The following is a 20892-nucleotide window of genomic DNA, read 5'->3' as shown; positions in this document are numbered from 1 at the left end:
GAAAATAGAAAATCCCTATTTTAGGGAAAATTATATTCCAAAAAATAGGGAAAATTATTTGCCGAAATTTATACAAAAATGCTTGCCGGTAACAAATGTATGTAGAAGCAAGCAAAAAAGTCATGTTTTTAGTGATTTTTTTAGTATTTATTGTGTTTTTTGTCTGTTTGTATATAGCAGTAAAAACATATTCAACCGAATTATCTATAGCAACGCTTCAGCAAGCAGTTTTGTTTTCTGCTCCAGTTCTAACTGCTTTAATAGTAAAATCTGGGTTTGAAAATGTCAGAAAAGGCAAAATAAGAGAAAAAATAATAGATTCTAAGATAAATAACCATGAAGTTGTAGATTATGGAGTTGAGGACTTTAGGGAGAGTGTATAAGGATGCAAACATTTATAGACAAACTAGTACCTGCAGCTAAAAGAAATCATACAGAGCATAATATCCTTCCTTCTCTTACTATAGCTCAGGCGATTCTAGAAAGCAACTGGGGAAGGTCTAGACTAGCAGTTCAAGGTAATAACCTCTTTGGAATCAAAGCAGATTCAAGATGGACTGGAAAAAGAATATCATTTCCTACACAAGAATTTGTAAATGGGAAAATGATAACTGTCCAGGCTTATTTTAGGGCCTATGATTCTGTTTCCGCTTCTATAGAGGACCATGGGAGATTTCTTCTTACACAAAGATATGCAAAAGTTAGGCAATCTAAAAATTATAAGGAAGCTGCTAATGAGATTTGGAAAGCTGGATATGCAACAGACCCTAAATATCCCGAGAAGCTCATAAGCATAATAGAAAAATACAAATTATATGAATATGACCAGAAGGAAGGTGAAACTTTGGTTAATAGACATAAGATTATTGAAGTAGCTCTAATGCTACAAAGTAAAAATGTAAAGTATAGACTAGGAGCAAAAGCGGTACCACCTAGAATACCCACTCATTTAGATTGCTCTGGATTTGTAAGATATTGCTACTTAGCTTCTGGATCTAATGTGAAAGACGGGACCTGGCATCAGTGGCATGATAGTAATCCTGTGAAACTATCAGATTTAAGGATAGGAGATTTAGGGTTTTTACAACCAGCAAGTTCTCCTGGAATAAATCACATAGGGTTATACGCTGGGGATGGAAAGTGGATTCACTGTAATAGCTCTAGAAATGGAATAACTTTAGAAAAAACAAATATATTTCCTTATACAAGAAGGTTTAAAGGGATTAATTTCACAAATGTAATTGAGGAGGATGAAGACATGGCAAGAGAGAAGGTTTCTGATAGAGATTTAAACTCTGGTATAGCTGCAATAAAAAATCTTGCAAAGCTTAAAATAATAAATAGTCCAGATAGACATATAGAAGATCTAAAAAAATATCCTTGGGACTGGAGAATGTGGGTAGTTCAAAACAATATAGCTGAGAGAGTGGAGGGGAAATAATGAAAATAGATTGGAGAAGGAAACTAAGTAGCCGTAAATTTTGGGTAGCACTTATTGGATTTGTAACGGCTATTTTAATAGCGATAAATTGGACAGAAGCAGAAATAGCACAAGTTACTGCTATAATATCTGCATTTTCTACTCTTATAATATATATTCTTACAGAAGGATATATAGATGGAAAGAGAGAAGAAAACAACTTAAATATAAACGAATAGATGATATAATAATATAGAAGACAATACTCCCTCTGCCATTTGGCCAGGCATGACCTGATGAGGGAGTTATTTTTTTTACAATTTATTGATTCAATAAAATCAATAGGGTATAATTATATTAGGTTATCCCCCTGGTAACCTCAACAAAATCTCAAAACCCAATACCCCTGAAATACCCTTCAAAGCGAAGGGTATTTTTATTACATTTCACACAAGTACTATTAATTTAAAAATAGTGTTATAATATTATTAATTTATTAAAAAGGGGGAATTAGAATGGTAAAAAACAAAGAAAAGAAGCCTATTTTTAAAAGATGGTGGTTTATCTTAATTGTTGCTGTTTTAGTTATAGGTGCAATTGGTAGCGGGGGAGATAAAAGCGCAGAAGAAAATCCAGAAGTTGCTACAGCTGCACAGGAATCAGTAGTTGCAGAAGAACCTGTAGAAAAGGAAGAAGTAAAGCAAGAAGAACCAGCTCAATCAGAACAAACAATGGCTCAAAAGAATGCAGTAAGAAAAGCTGAATCATATTTAGACTTTACTTCTTTTTCAAAAGAAGGGCTCATTAACCAATTAATTTTTGAAGGATTCAGTGAAGAAGATAGTTCTTATGCCGTAGAAAATATAACAGTAGATTGGAATGAACAAGCCGTACAAAAAGGTAAAGAGTATTTAGATACTTCCGCATTTTCAAGAAAGGGTCTTTATGATCAATTGATTTTTGAAGGATTTAACGAAGAACAAGCTACTTATGCATTAGATACTATAGGATTGTAATATATAAGAATACTACCTCTGGCAAAAGGTAGTATTCTTATATCCTTTTCATGCTAATAAAGTCGTGTATTAGGGATGTTTCGCCTTGGGTGCACCATAGCAACACTTTAAAGGATTATACATAAGGAAAAACAAAAATTTAGTCCTTTTTTAGCCCTTATGAAAAATTAATAGAAAAAATTTAACCCTTTGGAAATTAATCCAGAGGGTTTTTAAAATTTAGATAAAAAGCTCTATTTTACTTATTAATGGTTTAGAATAAAGTAAAGAGTAAATATCAATTATTATGTTTTGGGATAGGAGGTTAAATTATGAATGGAATATGCCCACTATGCGGCCAGAAAAACCTGTGTGCTTTTTCCTTAGGCCAAGATCCAGAAACTTGCTGGTGCATGACAGCAGAAGTACCAAAGGAACTTTTATCACAAGTTCCAGATGAAAAAAGAGGAAAATCCTGTATCTGCCAGTCTTGCATAGAAAAATATAAATCAGAATTAGAAAATTCAAGGTGAGATAATATTAAAATCCTGAAAAATTTTGGAAACTCTCTCAACATATTTTTAAAAAGAAAAGCTCCCTGTTTTAAGGAGCTTTTTCAGTTTCGGAGTTGATTTCGACAGTGTCTTTAAACTCCAAATTTATAAATTCATTTGTATTTGTCAAATCATTTGATTCCACGTAGTCTTTAATCATGTTAATATGATCAGCGTGCTGTGCTGAAATTTTATGTGAGTCTGATTTGTCTCCCTTTTCACTGGTACTACTACGAGGTATATTCATCTCGTGATTATCCTTAAGCTCATCTTTTTCAAGTGTTCTGATTGGACTTTCTGAGTCTATAAGTATTGCAAGACCTGATGCATCCCAGTGTACGGTTTCATTAAACGCAGTACTTATAAAGCTAAGTGGAACCATAGTTCTTCCTCTTACAGATTGTGCTGGAACTTCAAGGAGAACCATTTTATCGTTTACATAGGCTACTTTGCTATCTAAAGAAAGTCTAACTATAGAGCTTCCCTTTGATATAGATATGCTTCTATTGGCTTCATTCCAAACTACATTTGCATTCAAAGACCTTCCTATTAGAGAAATAGGGACTAGAGTTCGGCCTTGTACAACTATAGGTGGGACATCCATAGCTAGTGGAACACTATCAACATAAATAGCAATGTTTTTCGCAAATACGGTACTTGGAACAAACATCAAAAGTATAATAAAAGCAGAGCAGATATATTTTTTCATAATTATACCCCTTTTAAAAAGAGTCCTCTGCTGATAAAGAGGACTCCAAACATGCAAATATGATACATAATTATCTATAGAGCTTTTATTTTTTCAAACGCACAAGCTTTATTGAAAGGTTTGTCTCACTTAAATCTATTTCGGCACTGTCTGTCATTGAAGCTACTAGTCCTAATTCTTCAGATTGATGACCTTCCCCTGCCAGTGACCAGAAATATTCTTCCATTTCTACTTCTCTGTGGCTACTTAAAACATTCTTTAGATTTTGAAGCTCTGAAGCTGTCATTTTAAAGCCCTCTGCATAAAGCTCAATTAAAAATCTGTCAGGTTGATTAGTAAGTTCTATTTTTATTTTGTGCACATTTCTCTCTAAGCAATAGGTAGAAAGCTCATCCACCATCTTAGATAGTTTTTTAGTCTCGTAACGCATCCTTTTTCTCCTTCTTCAATGCATCTAGCATAGGTACAAATATTGTAGCGATTATACCTCCAGAGAGTCCATTGTTATAAAGATGGATACCTCCATGGAGTACGCCCAGATTTAATGTAAGAGATAAATGAAGAAAACCTAGGATGATTCCGTATATCATTCCATACTCACCCACTATTGGAGCAAGAGTAGTTCCAAATAGTGCTGATATTAATATAGCTGTTGTAGAAGCATCTTTGGCAATAAAAAATGATGCTACGGCCACCCCAACTAAAATTGGGACGCTATTTTTGATATGCTTTCCAAAGGCAGCAAATCCAACAACAGTTAAAATTCCAGCTATTACAGGTCCGTTTAGTACTCCACCCATCACAATTACATATATAATAGATATTATACCAAGACTTCCCATATTTACAAGAGTAAGAGCAAAACCATCTAGTCTGGTCATATCAGTTACTGATCTACCAGTACGTCCAAGTAGTTTTTTATACCCTGAGAAGCTAAAGCCATTGAAGGCGAATCCAAGGGATATAAAAAGAAGGAAAAATAAAACGAAAAAACCAAGTAGTCCATAATCCATAGTTTCAAGAACCACAGAATTTCTTTCAAACTCTATATTTAATGTTCTAAGAATTGCAAATACAAGTATAGATACGAATCCTCCAGCATAGCCCATATTGTATATATTATATCCTGAGTGAGCCATTAATATCTGAGAAGATACGGCAGGCATTATAAAGCCTAAAAAAGAGCCAATTGCTAGAGTGCCGGCAAGGGATATAATATAATTTGAAGAAAGGCTAACAGCAAGGACGCTTGAAAGTGGAGCCATAGTAGTTGTAAGCATGCACACTATGATAACGTTTTTATACTCAATATTATGAACTCTTGAGTATATGTATCCCCCTATATAAAACGGCCATATATTAAATATGTTTTTTCCCATAAAGGAAAAACCCATAAGTAAAAACAAAGAAGCTATAATAATCCCGTTGGGTTTCATATCCATTTTTTTAAGGATTGCTATATTGATTAGAGTTACTAGGGATGAATTGAGTAAAGTAGCCCCAGCACCTGCAATCACAAGGTAATCCGTAAGAAGTACATCATTTGATAGCCTTATTGCGTTGAGTCCTTGAATCAGTCCAGCAGGGTTATCATAAAAAAATGCCATTATAAGCATTACAGTGGGCATAAGTAGAAGCACAATAAATTGTTCATTTTTATTTAAAGTTCTTTTTCTTGCCTGAATAGTTGTATTAACATCGATATCGTTAAGTGTTTCCATTTGTCCTCCTTGTCAATTTATTAACTAATAGATATATCTTTCTACCTTAACACTTTGAAAATATTAATTTAAGCTCTGATTTTTCTTAGCTATTGTTTATGAGCTGTAGGTATTTTTAATTTTTATGTATTTTAGAAATTAGAAAACTACTTGTGATAGTTTAGAATAATAAGATGCAATAAGCTTAGATGGATGCTTTTGGATTTGTAAGAGTTGAAATAATCAATTTAAGGAAGTTTTAGAATTTTTATTTAGTATATTCTAACATTTTTTTATTATCACAAAAAGAAATTTTAGAAAAAAAATTAAATTTTTTTTTAAAAGGCATTAACTTATGTCCATAGTATGTATACAAAACATACAATATGTACTAAAATTTTACACAAAATTATATTTTTCAAATAAAACTTTAAAAAAATCGTAATAAGATATATATTAAAATAAGGTTTATTAAAATACACATTTAGGAGGGATTATACATGCTTAGTTGGAAAGAGAATTATACATGCGGAATAGACTCTATAGATAATCAGCACAAGAAATTACTTGAGATAGGAGCTAGGGTATATCAAATGCTGAAAAATGAGGAAAAGCTTGACAAATATGATGATATAATGGAGGTTGTACATGAACTCAAGGATTATACCCTTTATCATTTTAACTTTGAAGAGAAGCTGATGGAAAAGCATGGCTATGAAAATCTTGAGGAGCATAAAAAGCAACATAGTGCTTTTGTTGACAAGCTAACAGAGATGGAAGATAAGGACATAGACGAAAATCAAAAGAAAACTATGATGGATATGCTTATGTTTATAGCGGATTGGATTGAAAAACATATACTTGTATCAGATTTTGAGTATGTAAAGCATATAATTATAAAAGGCGGGAATTAACCCGCCTTTTAAGGTTTCTATATTATTGACAAATCAAACTTTTTTGTTTAGAATAGTACGAGGCAGCTTATGAATGAATATTTTATGAGAGTTGCGCTTCTTCAGGCCCTCAAAAGCTACAAGCTTGAAGAGGTTCCAGTAGGATGCGTCATAACAAAAGACAACAAAATCATATCTACTTCCTATAACCTTAGAGAAAGCACTAATGACCCTTTGGGTCATGCGGAGCTTATAGCTATACAAAAGGCTTCACACGTCTTAGGTAGCTGGAGACTTACAGGATGCAGTATGTATGTCACTCTTGAGCCGTGCCTTATGTGTACAGGAGCAATAATAGACTCAAGGATAGAAAGACTTTATATAGGGGCTACTGACCCTAAAAGGGGAGCCATAGAAAGTGTAATACCTATAATAACAGAAAGATTGATGCCTCATCATATAGATGAGATAGAGTATATGGATACAATAAGCGGGTATATACTAAGCAGATTTTTTAAAAATCTGAGATACAAAAAATCTTTAAAAGTCGACAAAAATCTTTAGTTAAAAGAATATTAGCATATGGAGAGATGTCCGAGTGGCTTAAGGAGCTCGCCTGGAAAGCGGGTATACGGGGAACTGTATCGGGGGTTCGAATCCCCCTCTCTCCGCCAGAAAACTTTATAAATTTGTCTTTAGGATTAGCTGTGCTAGATGGGGAGATAGCGGTGCCCTGTAACCTGCAATCCGCTTTAGCAGGGTTGAATTCCTGTCTTAGACTGCGCGTTTGTGAAGCTGGACGAAGCAAGTGGTGTTGATACTTTGGTCCTACGCAATGAAAGCCTGTGAACCCCGTCAGATCCGGAAGGAAGCAGCGGTAAGCGGACCCTTTCATGTGCCGTGGGAGTGCCTGAGTTGAGCTAACTGCTTTGATACCGTTCATGACACGCAAGCGAAGACAGGTGCACAGCTTTAATATTAAAATAATGATAAGCCCATAAATTTATGGGCTTATTTTAATGCAGTTTTTACTAAATTAATTCCCTGATTATCGCCAATGAGAGTGTTATATTTGATATAATAAAAAGAAAAAGCAAAGAGGTTGTTAAGATGCACAAGGCCCTTTATAGAATATATAGACCCAAGATGTTCTCAGACATTGTGGGTCAGAGTCATATAACTCAAATTTTAAAAAATCAGATAGCAGAAGGCTCTATTTCTCACGCCTATCTTTTTAGTGGAGGCAGGGGAACAGGAAAGACTTCTACTGCCAAGGTATTTGCAAAGGCAATAAACTGCGAAAATATGGAAAACTCAGAGCCGTGCTTTTCATGTAGACCATGCATGGATGGAGATATAGATATAATCGAGATAGATGCTGCCTCGAACAATAGCGTAGACAATATAAGGGAGCTTAGGGATAATGTAGCCTATACGCCATCGTATGGGAAGTATAAGGTGTATATAATAGATGAGGTACATATGCTTTCTCAAGGAGCTTTTAATGCTCTTTTAAAAACCTTGGAAGAGCCTCCGCCCCATGTTGTTTTTATACTTGCAACCACTGAGCCTCAAAAAATACCACCGACAGTGCTTTCAAGATGTCAAAGATTTGACTTTAGAAAAATAGACAAATCAATCATAATAGATAGGATGAAAGATATCTTAAGAGATATTAAAACAGAATATGAAGATGAGGCTCTAGAGCTTATATCTCAAAAGGCAGAGGGCGGTATGCGTGATGCTCTTAGTCTTTTAGACCAGTCTTTATCCTATGGTCCTATCAAATATGAAAAGGTGATTGAAGCTCTAGGTGATGTGAGTCACGAAAGACTTCATGAAGTTATTGAAGCAATATCAAGCAAAACTCCAATTAAAGCAATAGAAATCCTTGACTTCATATTCAAATCCGGCAAAGATGTAAAGCTTTTTCTATCGGACTATATACAGTATCTTAGGGATGTGCTTGTATTTTCAAGCGGAGGAAAAGATATCTTAAGTCATGACGAGCATATAATTTTAGTTTTACAAAAAAGTGCAGAAATAATTGATATAGATTCTCTTATAAATCAAATTGAATTCTTTTCAGAGCTTGAAAATAAAATCAAGTATTCCCAAAATTCAAAGGTACTCCTTGAAGCAGGATTCATTAGAGCATCTAGATTTTCACTAAACAAAGAAGGTCCATCAGATGCTCAGATTAATGATTTACTAGACAAAATAAATGCTCTTGACCTCAAAATTCAAAATCTGGAAAATGGTAAAGAGATTAAAAAAGAGAGCCCTGTCCAAAAGATTATCAAAAAAAACATACAAAGCCCGATACCTCATTTTGATGATATTTCAAATCAAGTGGAGATAGGTGAAGAGGAAAAAAACATTCTTGAACATATAAAATCAAGAATGGATGATGTATTTGAAACTCTTAGAAAAGAAAAAAACGCACATCTTAAAGCACTCCTTCTAGAAGGGGAGCCAGTAAGATTTTTAAACAATGTACTATATATAGGCTATGATGAAAACCACAAATTTCATAAACAGACTATAGATACAGATATAAATAGAGACTATATGTCAAATGTATTTGAAAAGGTTCTTAAAAAAACTATAAAAACTGCATTTATATTTAAAAGGGAGATTTCAGATATTAAAGACGAGGGTGAAGACAGTGTTATAGATAAGATAAAAAGCTCATTTCCAGGAGTTCCTCTTGAGATTCTAGATAGTGAGGAAGATGGGAAATAGATGTATATTATGGTATAATATTTTATATTTTAATAATCAAATTTTAAGGAGGAGTCTAATTTGGCTAGAAAAGGTGGCTTTCCAGGAGGCGCAATGCCTGGAAACATGAACAATATGATGAAACAAGTACAAAAAATGCAAAAAGATATGGAAAAAATCCAAGCTGAGCTTTCAGAAAAAGAGGTAGAAGCTTCTGCAGGTGGTGGAGCTATCACTGTTAAAGCTAATGGGAAAAAAGAAATAGTTTCTATTTCAATCAAGCAAGAGGTTGTAGACCCAGATGATGTTGAAATGCTTGAAGATTTAGTACTTTCTGCTGTTAATGAGGCTCTAAGAGCTGCTGATGAAATGATGAATAGCGGAATGTCCAAGGTAACATCAGGTATGAACATACCTGGACTTTTTTAAGAAGGTGAAGTAGTGGATCATTACTCAGGACCTATAACCAAGCTTATAGAAGAATTTGCAAAGCTTCCGGGTATAGGAAGGAAGACGGCTCAAAGACTGGCTTTTCATGTGATTGCCATGGACAAGGACCAGGTAAAAAGTTTGTCCAGTGCCCTTATAGAAGCTAAAAACAATATAACCTACTGCACAATATGCTGTAACATATCAGATAAAGACCCTTGTCATATATGTTCATCGAATCATAGGAGCGATGAAATAATATGCGTTGTAGAGGACCCAAGAGATGTAGCAGCAATGGAAAGAACCAAGGAATATCAAGGGAAATATCATGTTCTTCATGGTACCATTTCACCTATGGATTCGATTACCCCTGATATGCTAAAAATTAAAGAGCTACTTAGCAGGATGTCATCTACTGATTTAAAGGAAGTAATTCTTGCTACAAATCCTACCATAGAGGGTGAAGCTACTGCAATGTATATTGCAAGGCTTATAAAGCCTTTTGGAATAAGAGTGACAAGGATAGCTCATGGTCTTCCTGTGGGAGCAGATATAGAGTACGCAGATGAGGTTACAATATCAAAGGCAATGGAAAATAGAAGAGAGATTATATAAAAAAAGCAGGAGTTTGATGGACTAAAGGCCATCAAACTCCTGCTTTTTCATATTATAGCTTCCCCACTCGCTCATGCCCTTTAGCACAGGCAAAATAGACTTTCCAAAATCCGTAAGAGAGTATCATTCAAAAAATATAAGACAAATATATTATTTATTAGATTAAAACTAAGGAAAAATGTGAATCATAAATTATAAGGAGGCATTAATAAAACTGGGATATACCAAAAGGATGGAAGCTAATAGCCCAAATGCCATTTGGAAAGCCCGTAACAAGCCCAAATGACAAGGAATTTACTCCATTAAAAGATAGAGTAAAGACACTATATTAAAAAAGAAGAATATAGAAGGTAGTATAAAGCGAAGGATTTTAAAGAAATTTTTAAATCTTTTAGAAAGGAGAAAACAATGATTAAAAAAATTGATCATAGTAAAATGGGAAGAAGCGAATCCCGTTGGCTCAAAAGCTTATTTCATTTTTCATTTGCAAATTATCAAAACCCTGAAAATATAAACTTCGGAGTATTAAGAGTTGTAAATGATGACCTTGTAGAGGGAGATACAGGATTTGATATGCACCCCCATAAGGACATGGAGATAATATCATATGTAGTTGATGGAGAGCTTACTCATGCAGATAATATGGGCAATGAAAATACTATCTCAAGAGGCCATGTACAATATATGAGTGCAGGTACAGGTATATACCACAGTGAGCATAACCAAGGAAAAGATGTTCTAAGACTTCTTCAAATATGGATATTTCCAGATGGGAAAGGTTATTCTCCCAATTATGGAGATTTTAAGATAAAAGAGGAAGACAGAAAAAACAAATGGTTTCATATGGTATCAAATAAAGACAAAGATGCTCCCATCAAAATAAATCAAGACGCAAATTTTTATATAACAGAGCTTGATAAAGGAAAAGAAATAGAGCTTTTAGTAGATGAAGGCAGACAGGCATATATCGTTCAAATAGAAGGAAAGTCCACTTTAAATGATATAGAGATAAACCAAAGAGATGCAGCTGAGGTAGTTGAAGAAAAGCTTTATATCAAAGCCTTGGAAAAATCTCATATACTTGTAATAGAAATGAAAAAATCATAATAATAAGTAAAGCAGGAGAATCGTAGGGAGCTTACGGTAATCCTGCTTTTTCCTATGTCTTTAGAATTATTTTTTTCATAATATTATGGCAAATTACTCCCTGATATGGTAAATTTAAATTACGCCTTAGAAAAAGTTTTCAAAAGCTAAAAAAGTGGATTGGGAGGGGATTATGAATAAACATAAAGAGCTAAGACGCACGGGAACCATAAAGACAAAACTTCTTGTAATACCTTTACTTGTTGTAATAATAGTAATCACAGGTATCGGTTTTATATCTACCTATTTTACCCGAGAAGGTTTTTTAGATGAGATGGAGGCAAATGGAGTCTTTTTACTTGAAGAGGCAATAAACCGTATAGAGGACAATAAGTTAGCTCTTGAGACCCTTGAGAAGACCTTTGGAGACAGGATAATAATGGTGGGAAACCTGATATTAAGCGCATCTCAGGACATAGATAATGAATATCTGAAAGAAATTGGAGAAAACATGGGCTTTAGAGAAATAAACTTTTTTAGCCCAGATGGGGAGATACTTTATTCTTCAATCGATGATTATGTAGGTTGGAGAGCCGAAGATGGACATCCTGTTCATGACTTTATGAACGGAGCCCTTACATCACAAATAGAAGAGGTAAGACTTGATACTGAATCTGGCAATTACACAAAATATGGTTACGTAAAGAGTCCTAATGGGACATTTGTGCAACTTGGGATAGATGCTAGACATGTAATAGAGCTTACCCAGAGGTTTAGCAATCAAAGAGTTGTTAGGAGCCTTGGAGCAAAGGATGAGATAGTATATGCCCTTTTTATAGATATGAATCTTAAGGCAGCAGCTCACAGTAATCTAGATAGAGTAGGGGTAGATTTATCCCATGATGAGCTTGTGCTAAATTCAATACTAAACAAAGAAAGCTACTCAAAGGTAATAAACTACGGAGCTGAGGAAATAAGGACCTTCGACATAATATCTCCTGTTGTACTAGCTGGGGAGACCATAGGAGCTCTTAATATTGGCTACTCAATGGAAAAGGTGGACTCCGAAATTAGAAAAAATATAATTGTAGTAAGTGTAGCGGGAATCATTGCCCTACTTGTTTTAGGACTTGTACTCCTTTCGTCTTCTGGATATGCCCTTAAAACAATAAATAAACTTAAAGAAATAATGGGAACTATGGCAGAGGGAGACTTTAGAAATGATGTACCATCTGACCTTGTAAAACGTAATGATGAATTTGGAGTTATATCAGAATCTGTTCAAAAAATGCAGATTTCCATGAGAGGTATAATAGGAAATGTAGTTGATAAAGCCCAGACTGTATCTGCCTCATCCCAGGAGCTTACAGCTACAGCAAATCAATCGGCAATTGCATCAGAAGAGGTGGCAAGAACTATTCAGGAAATAGCTGAGGGAGCAAATGATCAGGCAAGAGATACTGAAAGAGGAGTATCATCAGCATCTGAGCTTGGAGATATTGTTTCAAAAAACAGTGAATATATGGAGGATCTCAACAAATCCGCACAGATTGTAGACACTCTTAAAAATGAAGGAATAAGTATAATCGAAGACCTGGTGGAGAAGACAGATATAAGCAAAAATTCATCGAAAGAGGTTCAAGGAGTAATCCTAAACACAAATGAGAGTGCAGAAAAAATAGCTTCTGCTAGTCAAATGATTAAAAGTATAGCAGAGCAGACCAATCTTCTTGCATTAAATGCGGCAATCGAAGCTGCAAGAGCAGGTGATGCAGGAAGAGGCTTTGCAGTTGTTGCAGATGAAATAAGAAAGCTGGCAGAGCAGTCAAATAGATTTACCCAAGAGATTAAAACTGTAATAGAGGAACTTACACAAAAGACTTCAAGTGCAGTAAATACGATGCAGGATCTTGAAAAAATAGTAGAATCTCAAAGTCTAAGTGTAAGTGATACTAATGACAAATTTGAGGGAATATCAAAGGCCATAGAAGATATAAAAATTGCAATAGAAAGGGCAATTGGTTCTAGTCAGCTTATGGATGATAAGAAAAATGAAATAATGTCTGTAATAGAGCATCTTTCGTCAATATCCCAGCAAAATGCTGCAGGAACTGAGCAGGCCTCTGCATCAGTACAGCAGCAGACAGCAGCCATGGCTCAGATATCAAGTGCCAGTGAAGATCTTTCAAAAATAGCAGAGGAACTAAATCTTCAGGTTGATAAATTCAAAATATAGTTGTAAAATATCTCTCTAAGAAGGATAATATTATATATGTAGCAAAAGTTATATGATTTTATAGAGGAGAGATTGTATGAGATGGGTTGATCCCAAGGATTTAGAAAAGTTTAATGACAAAGATTATATTGACAGAGTGAGAAAGAGAAGTGAAAAAAATACAGGACCAACTAAGGAGCAAAGTATAAAGCTTATTTTAAGGGGATTAGTTTTCTTAGTGCTGCTAATACTCTTTGATATAGGATATAGAAGATATAGGTTTGAAGAAGGGCTTTTGTCCACGGGATTTATGATAATAACTCTTGCAAGTGCAATAGGAGCTGTTCAAATCCCTATAGGACTTTATTATTATATCAAAAGATATGCAGAAAAGGATGACTCTGAAAATCATTCTAGTGACAAATAGGTATTAAAAAGCTCTATCTTAGCTTTGTGCTGAGGTAGAGCTTTTTTATATTAGTGTATCATCTCTATTTTTAAGCCTTCGTTATCTATATCTAAGAGTTTTGATAAAAAGCCACTTTCTAGCTTTGATAGGGATGAGTTAAAAAGATCTAGATTTATACTAGAGCTTTTCGAATAAATTCCCATAAGAGTAGAGCCAGAGCCGCTTACAAATTCTCCCAAGGAACCAGTACTTCTCATAAGGGCAAAGATTTTATCCCAGTCCTTAAGAAGAGGAAGTCTATAAGGCTGATGTATTTGGTCGTCAAGAGAATCTCTAAGAAGGCTATAATCCTTTTTTGAGAAAGAGTTTATAAGAAGGGCCGCTTTTGCTATACCAGATACGCATGTCTCTCTTTCGTAACTTTTGGGAAGTACCTCTCTACTTTTCTTTGTATCCATAGTGTAAGGAGGTATTACAGCTAAAAAAGATAGGTCATCTGGAAAATCAACCTTAGAAAAAATAAAATCGTTTCCCTTTTTATTAGATATTGTCATTCCACCAAGTACCCCAGGAACTACATTATCGGGGTGTCCCTCTATTTCACAGGCTTTTTTAAGAATCAAATTCTTATCTATAGGAAGTTTTGCTAATATATGAGCTATACAAACTCCTGCAATTATAGCAGCGCCGCTACTTCCTAGACCTCTTGAAATAGGAATCTCACACTCTTTCATGACGATTTTACAATTTGGAGGAGAAATATTATAGTCTTTAAGTGTATCAATGATACTCCTTAGAACTAGATTTTCTTTTTCACAGATGTTATAGCCATCATTAACCCATTCAAAATGCATTGGATAAGAAGAGCTATGCACCTCAAAAGTATTGTACATATTTAGAGCTATACCCATACAATCAAAACCAGAGCCCATATTTGCACTAGTTGCAGGAACTGAAATCCTATATATCATATTAGTCCCTCCTTTAATATATAAGCCTCTATAGCCTTATAATCGCTAGGTAGGTTTTTGTAACTATAATCTGATTTTAGTATTATGTCGCTGTCTTTAAGGCCATTTCCAGTAAGGACGCAAACAGCTGTAGAGCCATGGGGCATCAGATCTTCATTAAAAGCTTTAATAAGTCCTGCAAAGGATATAGCAGAAGCAGGCTCTGCAAATATCCCCTCTTTTGAAGAAAGAAGGAGCTGAGCAGCTAAAATATCTTCATCCCTTATTCTGTCTATATGTCCATTTGATTCCTTTATAGCATCAAGAGCAGTATTTTTGCTTGCTGGGTTTCCTATTCTTATTGCAGTTGCGACAGTCTCGGGATTTTTCACTGTATGGCCAACTACAAGTGGAGCGCTATCATAGGCCTGATATCCCATCATCTTTGGTGGATACTTAATCAAAGATTTTTCTTGATATTCTTTAAATCCTTTCCAGTAGGCTGTAATATTTCCTGCATTTCCTACAGGGATGAAGAGATAATCAAACTCTTTAATATCATCACATATTTCAAATGCAGCCGTCTTTTGCCCTTCTATTCTATACGGGTTAAGTGAATTAACCATAGTAATATTATGCTCTTTTGATATTTTTTTTACTATTTCAAGAGCATCGTCAAAGTTTCCTTCAATAGATAAGATGTTCGCTCCGTAGACAACAGCTTGGGCGAGTTTTCCTTTGGCTATCTTACCACTTGGTATTATTACATATGACTTCAAATTAGCTCTTGCAGCATAGGCGGCAGCTGAAGCAGAAGTGTTGCCTGTAGATGCACAAATTACAGCCTTACTCTCATCTTCTAAGGCCTTTGTAACAGCAGCTGTCATTCCTCTATCTTTGAAAGACCCTGTAGGGTTTAATCCCTCAAATTTTAAATATATTTTTATATCTTGATTAAATATAGATTCGAGGTTATATGCCCTTATAAGAGGGGTTCGCCCTTCACTTAGACTTACAGGTGTGGTGGCTTTATTAAAATCAAAAAAATCTCTGTATTTGTTTATGAGTCCGCTGTACATAAAAATCCCCCTTAGTATTTACCGTATTTCATAAAAAGACAAATGAGTTTCATAGAAATACTTAGAGAATATTATAACATAATCCCACAGGCTGTCTAGAACAAATTTTAAAAGTATATCCAAGTGGGTATATAAAAAAATAGCTAATACTATCAAGATTTGCATAGACAGAGAGTTTGAAAGTGATGGTTTCAAAAAGCCTTGGACTTGGCACTAAGTATAGTTCAAGTGAGTAGAGGTGCATATTTGTTTTAAGTTGAAAAGGAGTGCTTTTTATGAAAAAAAGAGGCTTGGTATTAGTAGTGTTTGTCCTTGGAGTATTTTTAGGGGCAGGGATTTTAGGGCTTGCTCAGAGCAATAGCATAACTATATCGGCTTTTATAAATAGGGATATTAAGATGACATGGGATGGAATTTCCTTTGAAGCAAGAGAAGATGACGGAAGGGTACTTTCTCCTATAATCTATGAAGGCAGAACTTATTTGCCAGCGAAATATATTGCAGATAAAGCTGGGGTGAATGTAAACTGGAATGAAGCTACTAAAACAGTTGAATTTAGCTCAAGGAGGGGAGATATTCCGTATCTTGATTCTTCAGGAGGCTCATCAAGCCAGACCTCAACAAATGAAATACCTTTTAGAAAATTTGATTTAGAAATTGAAGACGATGACGATGATGATAAAGAGCTTGATATAGAATATGAAGTTCATTCAAGCGGAAATATAACAGCTAAAGTAGAAAGAGAAAATCATAGGACTCTTTACGGACAAGATGCTATAAATTATCTATCTCCAATACTGAAAAATTTAAATATCAATAGTTCTATGCCAAGACAAGAGATAATAGATAAAGTAATGAGTAGTTTTTCATGGAGAGGTCCATATGAAGAGTTTGAAATTGAAGTTATATTTTTTGAGGGTTCCTCAATTAAGTTTGAAATTGATAAATAATAATTTCTAACTATTAAAAAATAATGAATTAAAAAAGAGATAGCCATTTGAAAAAACAATTATGCTATGAGCCTAGCAATTTGTTAATCTAAAAGCCTATCTCTTTTAATTTGAAAATTTATGGTTAGTAAAAAAGCTATTATAGAATATCATCTTAAGATATTTAGAGCATATCTTTTAAAGCGTTTCTGTCTTTAATCAATATCTTCTTATTTCCTAAAAAGTCTATATATCCCAGCTCTTTAAATAGATTTAGCTTTCTTGTCATAGTTTCTCTCGCTATTCCGGCGTAGCTCCCCATTTCCTCTCTATTTATTGAAAGATTGAGAAGGATACCTTCATCTGTTCCTGAGCCAAAATCTTTGATTAGATTTATAAGAAGTCCTGCTACCTTTGCATCAGCATTTCCGATTGAAAGCCTTTCCACTAGGGACTCGACTGCTCTTATTCTTTCGTATGCTTTTTCTAAAATCTTAAGTGTTATAGTAGGATTTTTCAGGATTATTTCATCAAAGTCTTTTTTTGAAAGGGTACTTATAAGGGTATCTTCAAGGGCCTCTGCGCTAAATTCAAACTCGTCCTCTTTTAGGAGGTTAAAAGCTCCAATAAAATCCCCTGCTGAATACAGATAGAGGATTTGCTCCCTTCCATCTGAAAGATCCTTATAAATCTTCATTTTGCCTGAGCATACTATATATAGTTTATTTGCCTTTTCTCCTCTGACAAATATTTTTTCCCCTTTTCTATACTCAGTAAAAATGACTCCCTCAGAGATTTTAGAAATCTCCTCTCTATTTAAAGTAGAGAGCAAAGGAGTTCTTTTGATACAGGTTTTGCCTCTGCAAAACTCGCATGGAGTTTTACTTATTTCACAACGGATTATTTCTCTCACCTACTTTTATTAGATAATGTCCTTCTTGGAAGTGCCTTCTTCTTTAAGGGAGGAAAGAAGGAACATTAGATGGTTTTCGAATTCTTTAGCCTTCTCTTTATCCATTTGAGGCACTCCTTCAAGTGGATAATCAAGCCCAAGAGTCTTATATTTTTGAGCTCCTAGGGTATGATAAGGAAGAATTTCTATTTTCTCAATTTTATCATATAAGTGAGAGATATTATCAAAAATCTTTTCCGTTATTTTTTTATCATCTGTAATTCCTGGAACCATTACATGTCTTATCCATATCTTGCCGTTATAATCGTCAAGGTGGGAGAGGAAGTTATTAAAGCCTTTCATGCTTTTTCCCACAAGACTTCTATACCCTTCATGGTCCTGGTGCTTTACATCAAGAAGTACTAAATCTACATATTTTAATATTTCCTTATAATATCTTTCGTCGCCATAGCCACTAGTATCTAATGTGATATGTATGTTTTCGGCTTTTAAAAGCTTCATAGTAGCAAGTAAAAATTCTCCCTGAAGAAGTGGTTCTCCACCAGAAAAAGTAACTCCACCACCGCTTCTTTTATAATAAGGAGTGTATCTTTTAACCATCTTTACTACTTCTTCAGGGGTCATATGCTTTTGGGAAAACATATTTTGACTGTCTGGATTGTGGCAATAACTGCATCTTAATGGACATCCCTGAAGAAAGAATATGGTTCTGATTCCAGGTCCGTCAAGAAGTCCAAGTGTTTCTATTGAATGTATTTTTCCTTGCAACATGATTAATCCCCCTTTTGAAGTTTCAGGCCTTTAAGGAGGATTTCCAAAAAGACCTGAGTTTTAAAAAATTATGCAGTTTGATGGAATGTTCTGCTTATTACTTCCATCTTTTGTTCTTTTGTAAGTCTGTTAAAGTGTACAGCGTATCCTGAAACTCTTATTGTAAGAGTTGGGTATTTTTCTGGGTTTTCCATTGCATCTACTAAAAGTTCTCTATCAAGTACATTTACGTTTAGGTGGAATGCTCCTTGAGAGAAGTATCCATCCATTATTCCAACTAGGTTATCTATCTTCTCTTCGTATGCTTTTCCAAGTGCAGCAGGTGTTATTGAGAAGGTATTTGAGATTCCATCTTGGCATGTATCGCAGTATGGAAGCTTAGCTACAGAGTTTAGGGAAGCAAGAGCACCATTTTCATCTCTTCCATGCATTGGGTTAGCACCTGGAGCAAATGGCTCGCCTTTTTTTCTTCCATCAGGAGTGGCTCCTGTTTTCTTTCCATAAACAACATTTGAAGTTATAGTAAGAACTGAAAGTGTATGCTCAGAGTCCCTGTAGGTAGGAGTCTTTTTAAGCTCTTTAGTGAAGTTAGTAACTACATCCACTGCTATTTGATCAACTCTGTCATCGTCATTTCCGTATTTAGGGAAGTCTCCTTCTATTTCAAAGTCAACTGCTATACCGTTTTCATCTCTTATAGGTCTTACCTTTGCGTATTTCATAGCACTAAACGAATCGGCAATTATAGAGATTCCAGCAACTCCAAAAGCCATAAATCTATGAACTTCACTGTCATGAAGAGACATCATACCTTTTTCATAAGCATATTTGTCATGCATATAGTGGATGGTATTCATAGTATTTACATAAAGATTCGCCAAATATTCATTAACCTTATTAAAATTTGCCATAACTTTATCGTAATCAATAATCTCGTCTTTGATTGGCTCGATTCCTTTAACAAGCTTCATTGGGTTTCCTGCTTTGTCTTTTGAAAGTTCATCTACTCCACCATTTATAGCGTAAAGAAGTGCTTTTCCAAGATTTGCTCTAGCTCCAAAGAACTGCATTTCTTTTCCTACTCTCATGGCAGATACGCAGCAAGCTATAGCATAATCATCACCATATATAGGTCTCATAAGATCATCATTTTCGTACTGAATAGAACCAGTCTCTATAGACATCTTAGAGCAGTATTTCTTGAAATTTTCTGGAAGAGCTTCAGACCATAGTACAGTCATATTTGGCTCTGGTGCAGGAGTAAGGTTTGTAAGAGTATGAAGGAATCTAAATGCAGTCTTAGTTACAAGAGTTCTTCCGTCTTCTCCCATACCTCCTATAGCCTCAGTTACCCAGTTAGGATCTCCAGCAAAAAGCTCATTGTAATCAGGTGTTCTAAGGTGTCTAGCCATTCTAAGTTTTATTACAAACTGATCCATAAGCTCTTGAGCCTGTTCTTCAGTAAGTGTTCCATTTTTAATATCTCTTTCTATATAGATATCAAGGAAAGTCGTGTTTCTTCCAAGGGACATAGCAGCTCCATTATTTTCTTTTATAGCAGCAAGATATCCAAAATAAAGGAACTGAACAGCTTCCTTAGCATTTTGTGCTGGCTTTGATACGTCAAAACCATAAACTGCAGCCATTTCTTTGATTTCGTCAAGAGCTCTGATTTGCTCTGAAAGCTCTTCTCTAAGTCTTATAGTTTTTTCACATGCATTTGCATTTAGGTTTTCTTTATCCTTGATTTTTTCAGCTTTAAGAAAATCAGTTCCGTAAAGAGCTATTCTTCTGTAATCTCCTATGATTCTTCCTCTTCCGTAAGCATCTGGAAGTCCAGTAAGAAGACCCACAGATCTTGCTGCACGCATTTCTTTTGTATAGGCATCAAAAACTCCTTGATTATGAGTCTTTCTAAATTTGTTGAACGATTCTTCTAGAGTTTTATCCATTTCAAAACCATAAGCGTTAAGAGAATCTTGAACCATTTTGTATCCACCATAAGGGTTTACTATTCTTTTAAGTGGAGCATCAGTTTGATATCCTACTATAAGTTCGTTTTCCTTATCTAGATATCCAGGCTCATAGTTGCTTATTCCAGAAAATTTTGTAGTATCTATATCGACTTTTCCAGTTTGGATTTCTGCTTTTATCATATCCTCTGCTTTATCCCAAACCTTTTTTGTTCTCTCTGTAGGCTGAGCTAAAAAGCTATCATCACCTTCATATGGAGTATAGTTATTTTGAATAAAATTCCTTACGTCTACTTTTTTGGTCCATTGACCTTCGTTAAATCCTTGCCAAAATGACATGTAAACCAGCTCCTTTTATGTATAAATATAAACAAATATACTAATTATTATAAATATATTATAATAGAGAGGAGAATTTAATGCAGTGATTCAAGTCACAATTTAATAGACAAAAAAATAACTATATAAATTTTTGTATCTATATACACTAAATGCTATGGTTGATAATTTTGATTATTTAGAAATCAA

22 protein-coding genes, 1 tRNA gene, 1 other RNA gene and 1 pseudogene are annotated in these 20892 nt (G+C 34.7%); 16 read left to right on the top strand and 9 right to left on the bottom strand.

Going from position 1 to position 20892, the window contains the following annotated elements:
* Positions 1-95: 95 nt before the first annotated feature.
* From J2Z35_RS11155 to J2Z35_RS11135, 5 genes are all read left to right on the top strand, one after another.
* Entirely contained in the window at positions 96-383 is a 288-nt protein-coding gene (locus J2Z35_RS11155) for a hypothetical protein (RefSeq protein ID WP_209661489.1), read from the top strand.
* A 2-nt stretch (positions 384-385) separates the two neighbouring features.
* Positions 386-1441 (top strand): glucosaminidase domain-containing protein, encoded by a 1056-nt coding sequence (locus J2Z35_RS11150; protein WP_209661488.1) that lies wholly within the window; start codon positions 386-388, stop codon positions 1439-1441.
* Positions 1441-1659 (top strand): phage holin family protein, encoded by a 219-nt coding sequence (locus J2Z35_RS11145; RefSeq protein ID WP_209661487.1) that lies wholly within the window; start codon positions 1441-1443, stop codon positions 1657-1659. The genes J2Z35_RS11150 and J2Z35_RS11145 overlap by 1 nt, the downstream gene beginning before the upstream one ends.
* Positions 1660-1935: 276 nt before the next feature.
* Positions 1936-2436 (top strand): Ltp family lipoprotein, encoded by a 501-nt coding sequence (locus J2Z35_RS11140; RefSeq protein ID WP_209661486.1) that lies wholly within the window; start codon positions 1936-1938, stop codon positions 2434-2436.
* 311 nt (positions 2437-2747) lie between these two features.
* The gene (locus tag J2Z35_RS11135; protein WP_209661485.1) at positions 2748-2948 is read left to right on the top strand and encodes a cysteine-rich CWC family protein; all 201 of its coding nucleotides are present in this window, start codon (positions 2748-2750) and stop codon (positions 2946-2948) included.
* A 70-nt stretch (positions 2949-3018) separates the two neighbouring features.
* Here J2Z35_RS11135 and J2Z35_RS11130 read toward each other — a convergent pair whose 3' ends face one another.
* From J2Z35_RS11130 to J2Z35_RS11120, 3 genes are all read right to left on the bottom strand, one after another.
* A complete protein-coding gene (locus J2Z35_RS11130; protein ID WP_209661484.1) occupies positions 3019-3678 on the bottom strand; it encodes a copper amine oxidase N-terminal domain-containing protein in 660 nt (219 codons plus the stop codon).
* A gap of 85 nt (positions 3679-3763) precedes the next feature.
* The gene (locus J2Z35_RS11125) at positions 3764-4108 is read right to left on the bottom strand and encodes a hypothetical protein (RefSeq protein ID WP_209661483.1); all 345 of its coding nucleotides are present in this window, start codon (positions 4106-4108) and stop codon (positions 3764-3766) included.
* Positions 4092-5399, bottom strand: a complete 1308-nt coding sequence (locus J2Z35_RS11120; protein WP_209661482.1) for a DUF1576 domain-containing protein — start codon at positions 5397-5399, stop codon at positions 4092-4094. Before J2Z35_RS11120 ends, J2Z35_RS11125 begins: the two co-directional genes overlap by 17 nt.
* Before the next feature lie 479 nt (positions 5400-5878).
* On the opposite strand from J2Z35_RS11120, the gene J2Z35_RS11115 reads away from it, so the two are divergent.
* The 7 genes from J2Z35_RS11115 to recR all read left to right on the top strand — a co-directional run bounded on the left by J2Z35_RS11115 (position 5879) and on the right by recR (position 10039).
* Positions 5879-6292 (top strand): bacteriohemerythrin, encoded by a 414-nt coding sequence (locus J2Z35_RS11115; RefSeq protein ID WP_209661481.1) that lies wholly within the window; start codon positions 5879-5881, stop codon positions 6290-6292.
* A gap of 69 nt (positions 6293-6361) precedes the next feature.
* On the top strand, positions 6362-6835 hold the full coding sequence (locus tag J2Z35_RS11110; RefSeq protein WP_209661480.1) for a nucleoside deaminase: 474 nt from the start codon (positions 6362-6364) through the stop codon (positions 6833-6835).
* A 20-nt stretch (positions 6836-6855) separates the two neighbouring features.
* Positions 6856-6945 (top strand) — tRNA-Ser (locus J2Z35_RS11105).
* Between the two features lie 31 nt (positions 6946-6976).
* Positions 6977-7241: signal recognition particle sRNA large type (ffs, locus tag J2Z35_RS11100), an RNA gene on the top strand.
* Positions 7242-7381: 140 nt separating this feature from the next.
* Positions 7382-9016: a DNA polymerase III subunit gamma/tau gene (gene dnaX / locus J2Z35_RS11095; RefSeq protein ID WP_209661479.1), complete on the top strand. Its 1635-nt coding sequence runs from the start codon at positions 7382-7384 to the stop codon at positions 9014-9016.
* Positions 9017-9076: 60 nt separating this feature from the next.
* A complete protein-coding gene (locus tag J2Z35_RS11090) occupies positions 9077-9424 on the top strand; it encodes a YbaB/EbfC family nucleoid-associated protein (protein WP_209661478.1) in 348 nt (115 codons plus the stop codon).
* Positions 9425-9436: 12 nt separating this feature from the next.
* The gene (gene recR, locus J2Z35_RS11085; RefSeq protein ID WP_209661477.1) at positions 9437-10039 is read left to right on the top strand and encodes a recombination mediator RecR; all 603 of its coding nucleotides are present in this window, start codon (positions 9437-9439) and stop codon (positions 10037-10039) included.
* A 21-nt stretch (positions 10040-10060) separates the two neighbouring features.
* Here recR and J2Z35_RS14945 read toward each other — a convergent pair.
* Positions 10061-10150, bottom strand: a pseudogene (locus J2Z35_RS14945) (hypothetical protein); the annotation flags it as partial.
* Between the two features lie 297 nt (positions 10151-10447).
* On the opposite strand from J2Z35_RS14945, the gene J2Z35_RS11075 reads away from it, so the two are divergent.
* From J2Z35_RS11075 to J2Z35_RS11065, 3 genes are all read left to right on the top strand, one after another.
* Positions 10448-11146 (top strand): pirin family protein, encoded by a 699-nt coding sequence (locus J2Z35_RS11075; protein ID WP_209661476.1) that lies wholly within the window; start codon positions 10448-10450, stop codon positions 11144-11146.
* A gap of 172 nt (positions 11147-11318) precedes the next feature.
* Positions 11319-13361: a methyl-accepting chemotaxis protein gene (locus tag J2Z35_RS11070; RefSeq protein ID WP_209661475.1), complete on the top strand. Its 2043-nt coding sequence runs from the start codon at positions 11319-11321 to the stop codon at positions 13359-13361.
* A 76-nt stretch (positions 13362-13437) separates the two neighbouring features.
* Positions 13438-13767 (top strand): hypothetical protein, encoded by a 330-nt coding sequence (locus J2Z35_RS11065; protein ID WP_209661474.1) that lies wholly within the window; start codon positions 13438-13440, stop codon positions 13765-13767.
* A 50-nt stretch (positions 13768-13817) separates the two neighbouring features.
* On the opposite strand, the gene thrB is transcribed toward J2Z35_RS11065, so the two are convergent.
* Together thrB and thrC are read right to left on the bottom strand one after the other, a co-directional pair.
* The gene (gene thrB, locus J2Z35_RS11060; protein ID WP_209661473.1) at positions 13818-14720 is read right to left on the bottom strand and encodes a homoserine kinase; all 903 of its coding nucleotides are present in this window, start codon (positions 14718-14720) and stop codon (positions 13818-13820) included.
* On the bottom strand, positions 14717-15778 hold the full coding sequence (thrC, locus tag J2Z35_RS11055) for a threonine synthase (protein ID WP_209661472.1): 1062 nt from the start codon (positions 15776-15778) through the stop codon (positions 14717-14719). Before thrC ends, thrB begins: the two co-directional genes overlap by 4 nt.
* A gap of 275 nt (positions 15779-16053) precedes the next feature.
* Here thrC and J2Z35_RS11050 point away from each other — a divergent pair, with 275 nt between their 5' ends.
* Positions 16054-16728 (top strand): YusW family protein, encoded by a 675-nt coding sequence (locus J2Z35_RS11050; protein WP_209661471.1) that lies wholly within the window; start codon positions 16054-16056, stop codon positions 16726-16728.
* Between the two features lie 163 nt (positions 16729-16891).
* On the opposite strand, the gene J2Z35_RS11045 is transcribed toward J2Z35_RS11050, so the two are convergent.
* The 3 genes from J2Z35_RS11045 to pflB form a co-directional block, all read right to left on the bottom strand.
* Positions 16892-17620: a Crp/Fnr family transcriptional regulator gene (locus tag J2Z35_RS11045; RefSeq protein ID WP_209661470.1), complete on the bottom strand. Its 729-nt coding sequence runs from the start codon at positions 17618-17620 to the stop codon at positions 16892-16894.
* Between the two features lie 9 nt (positions 17621-17629).
* A complete protein-coding gene (pflA, locus tag J2Z35_RS11040; protein ID WP_209661469.1) occupies positions 17630-18391 on the bottom strand; it encodes a pyruvate formate-lyase-activating protein in 762 nt (253 codons plus the stop codon).
* Between the two features lie 68 nt (positions 18392-18459).
* Positions 18460-20703, bottom strand: a complete 2244-nt coding sequence (gene pflB, locus J2Z35_RS11035; RefSeq protein WP_209661468.1) for a formate C-acetyltransferase — start codon at positions 20701-20703, stop codon at positions 18460-18462.
* Positions 20704-20892 lie beyond the last annotated feature (189 nt).

The organism is Acetoanaerobium pronyense (genome assembly GCF_017874355.1).
GTDB classification, from domain to species: Bacteria; Bacillota; Clostridia; order Peptostreptococcales; family Filifactoraceae; genus Acetoanaerobium; species Acetoanaerobium pronyense.
This window is presented reverse-complemented; position numbering and strand designations above follow the sequence as displayed.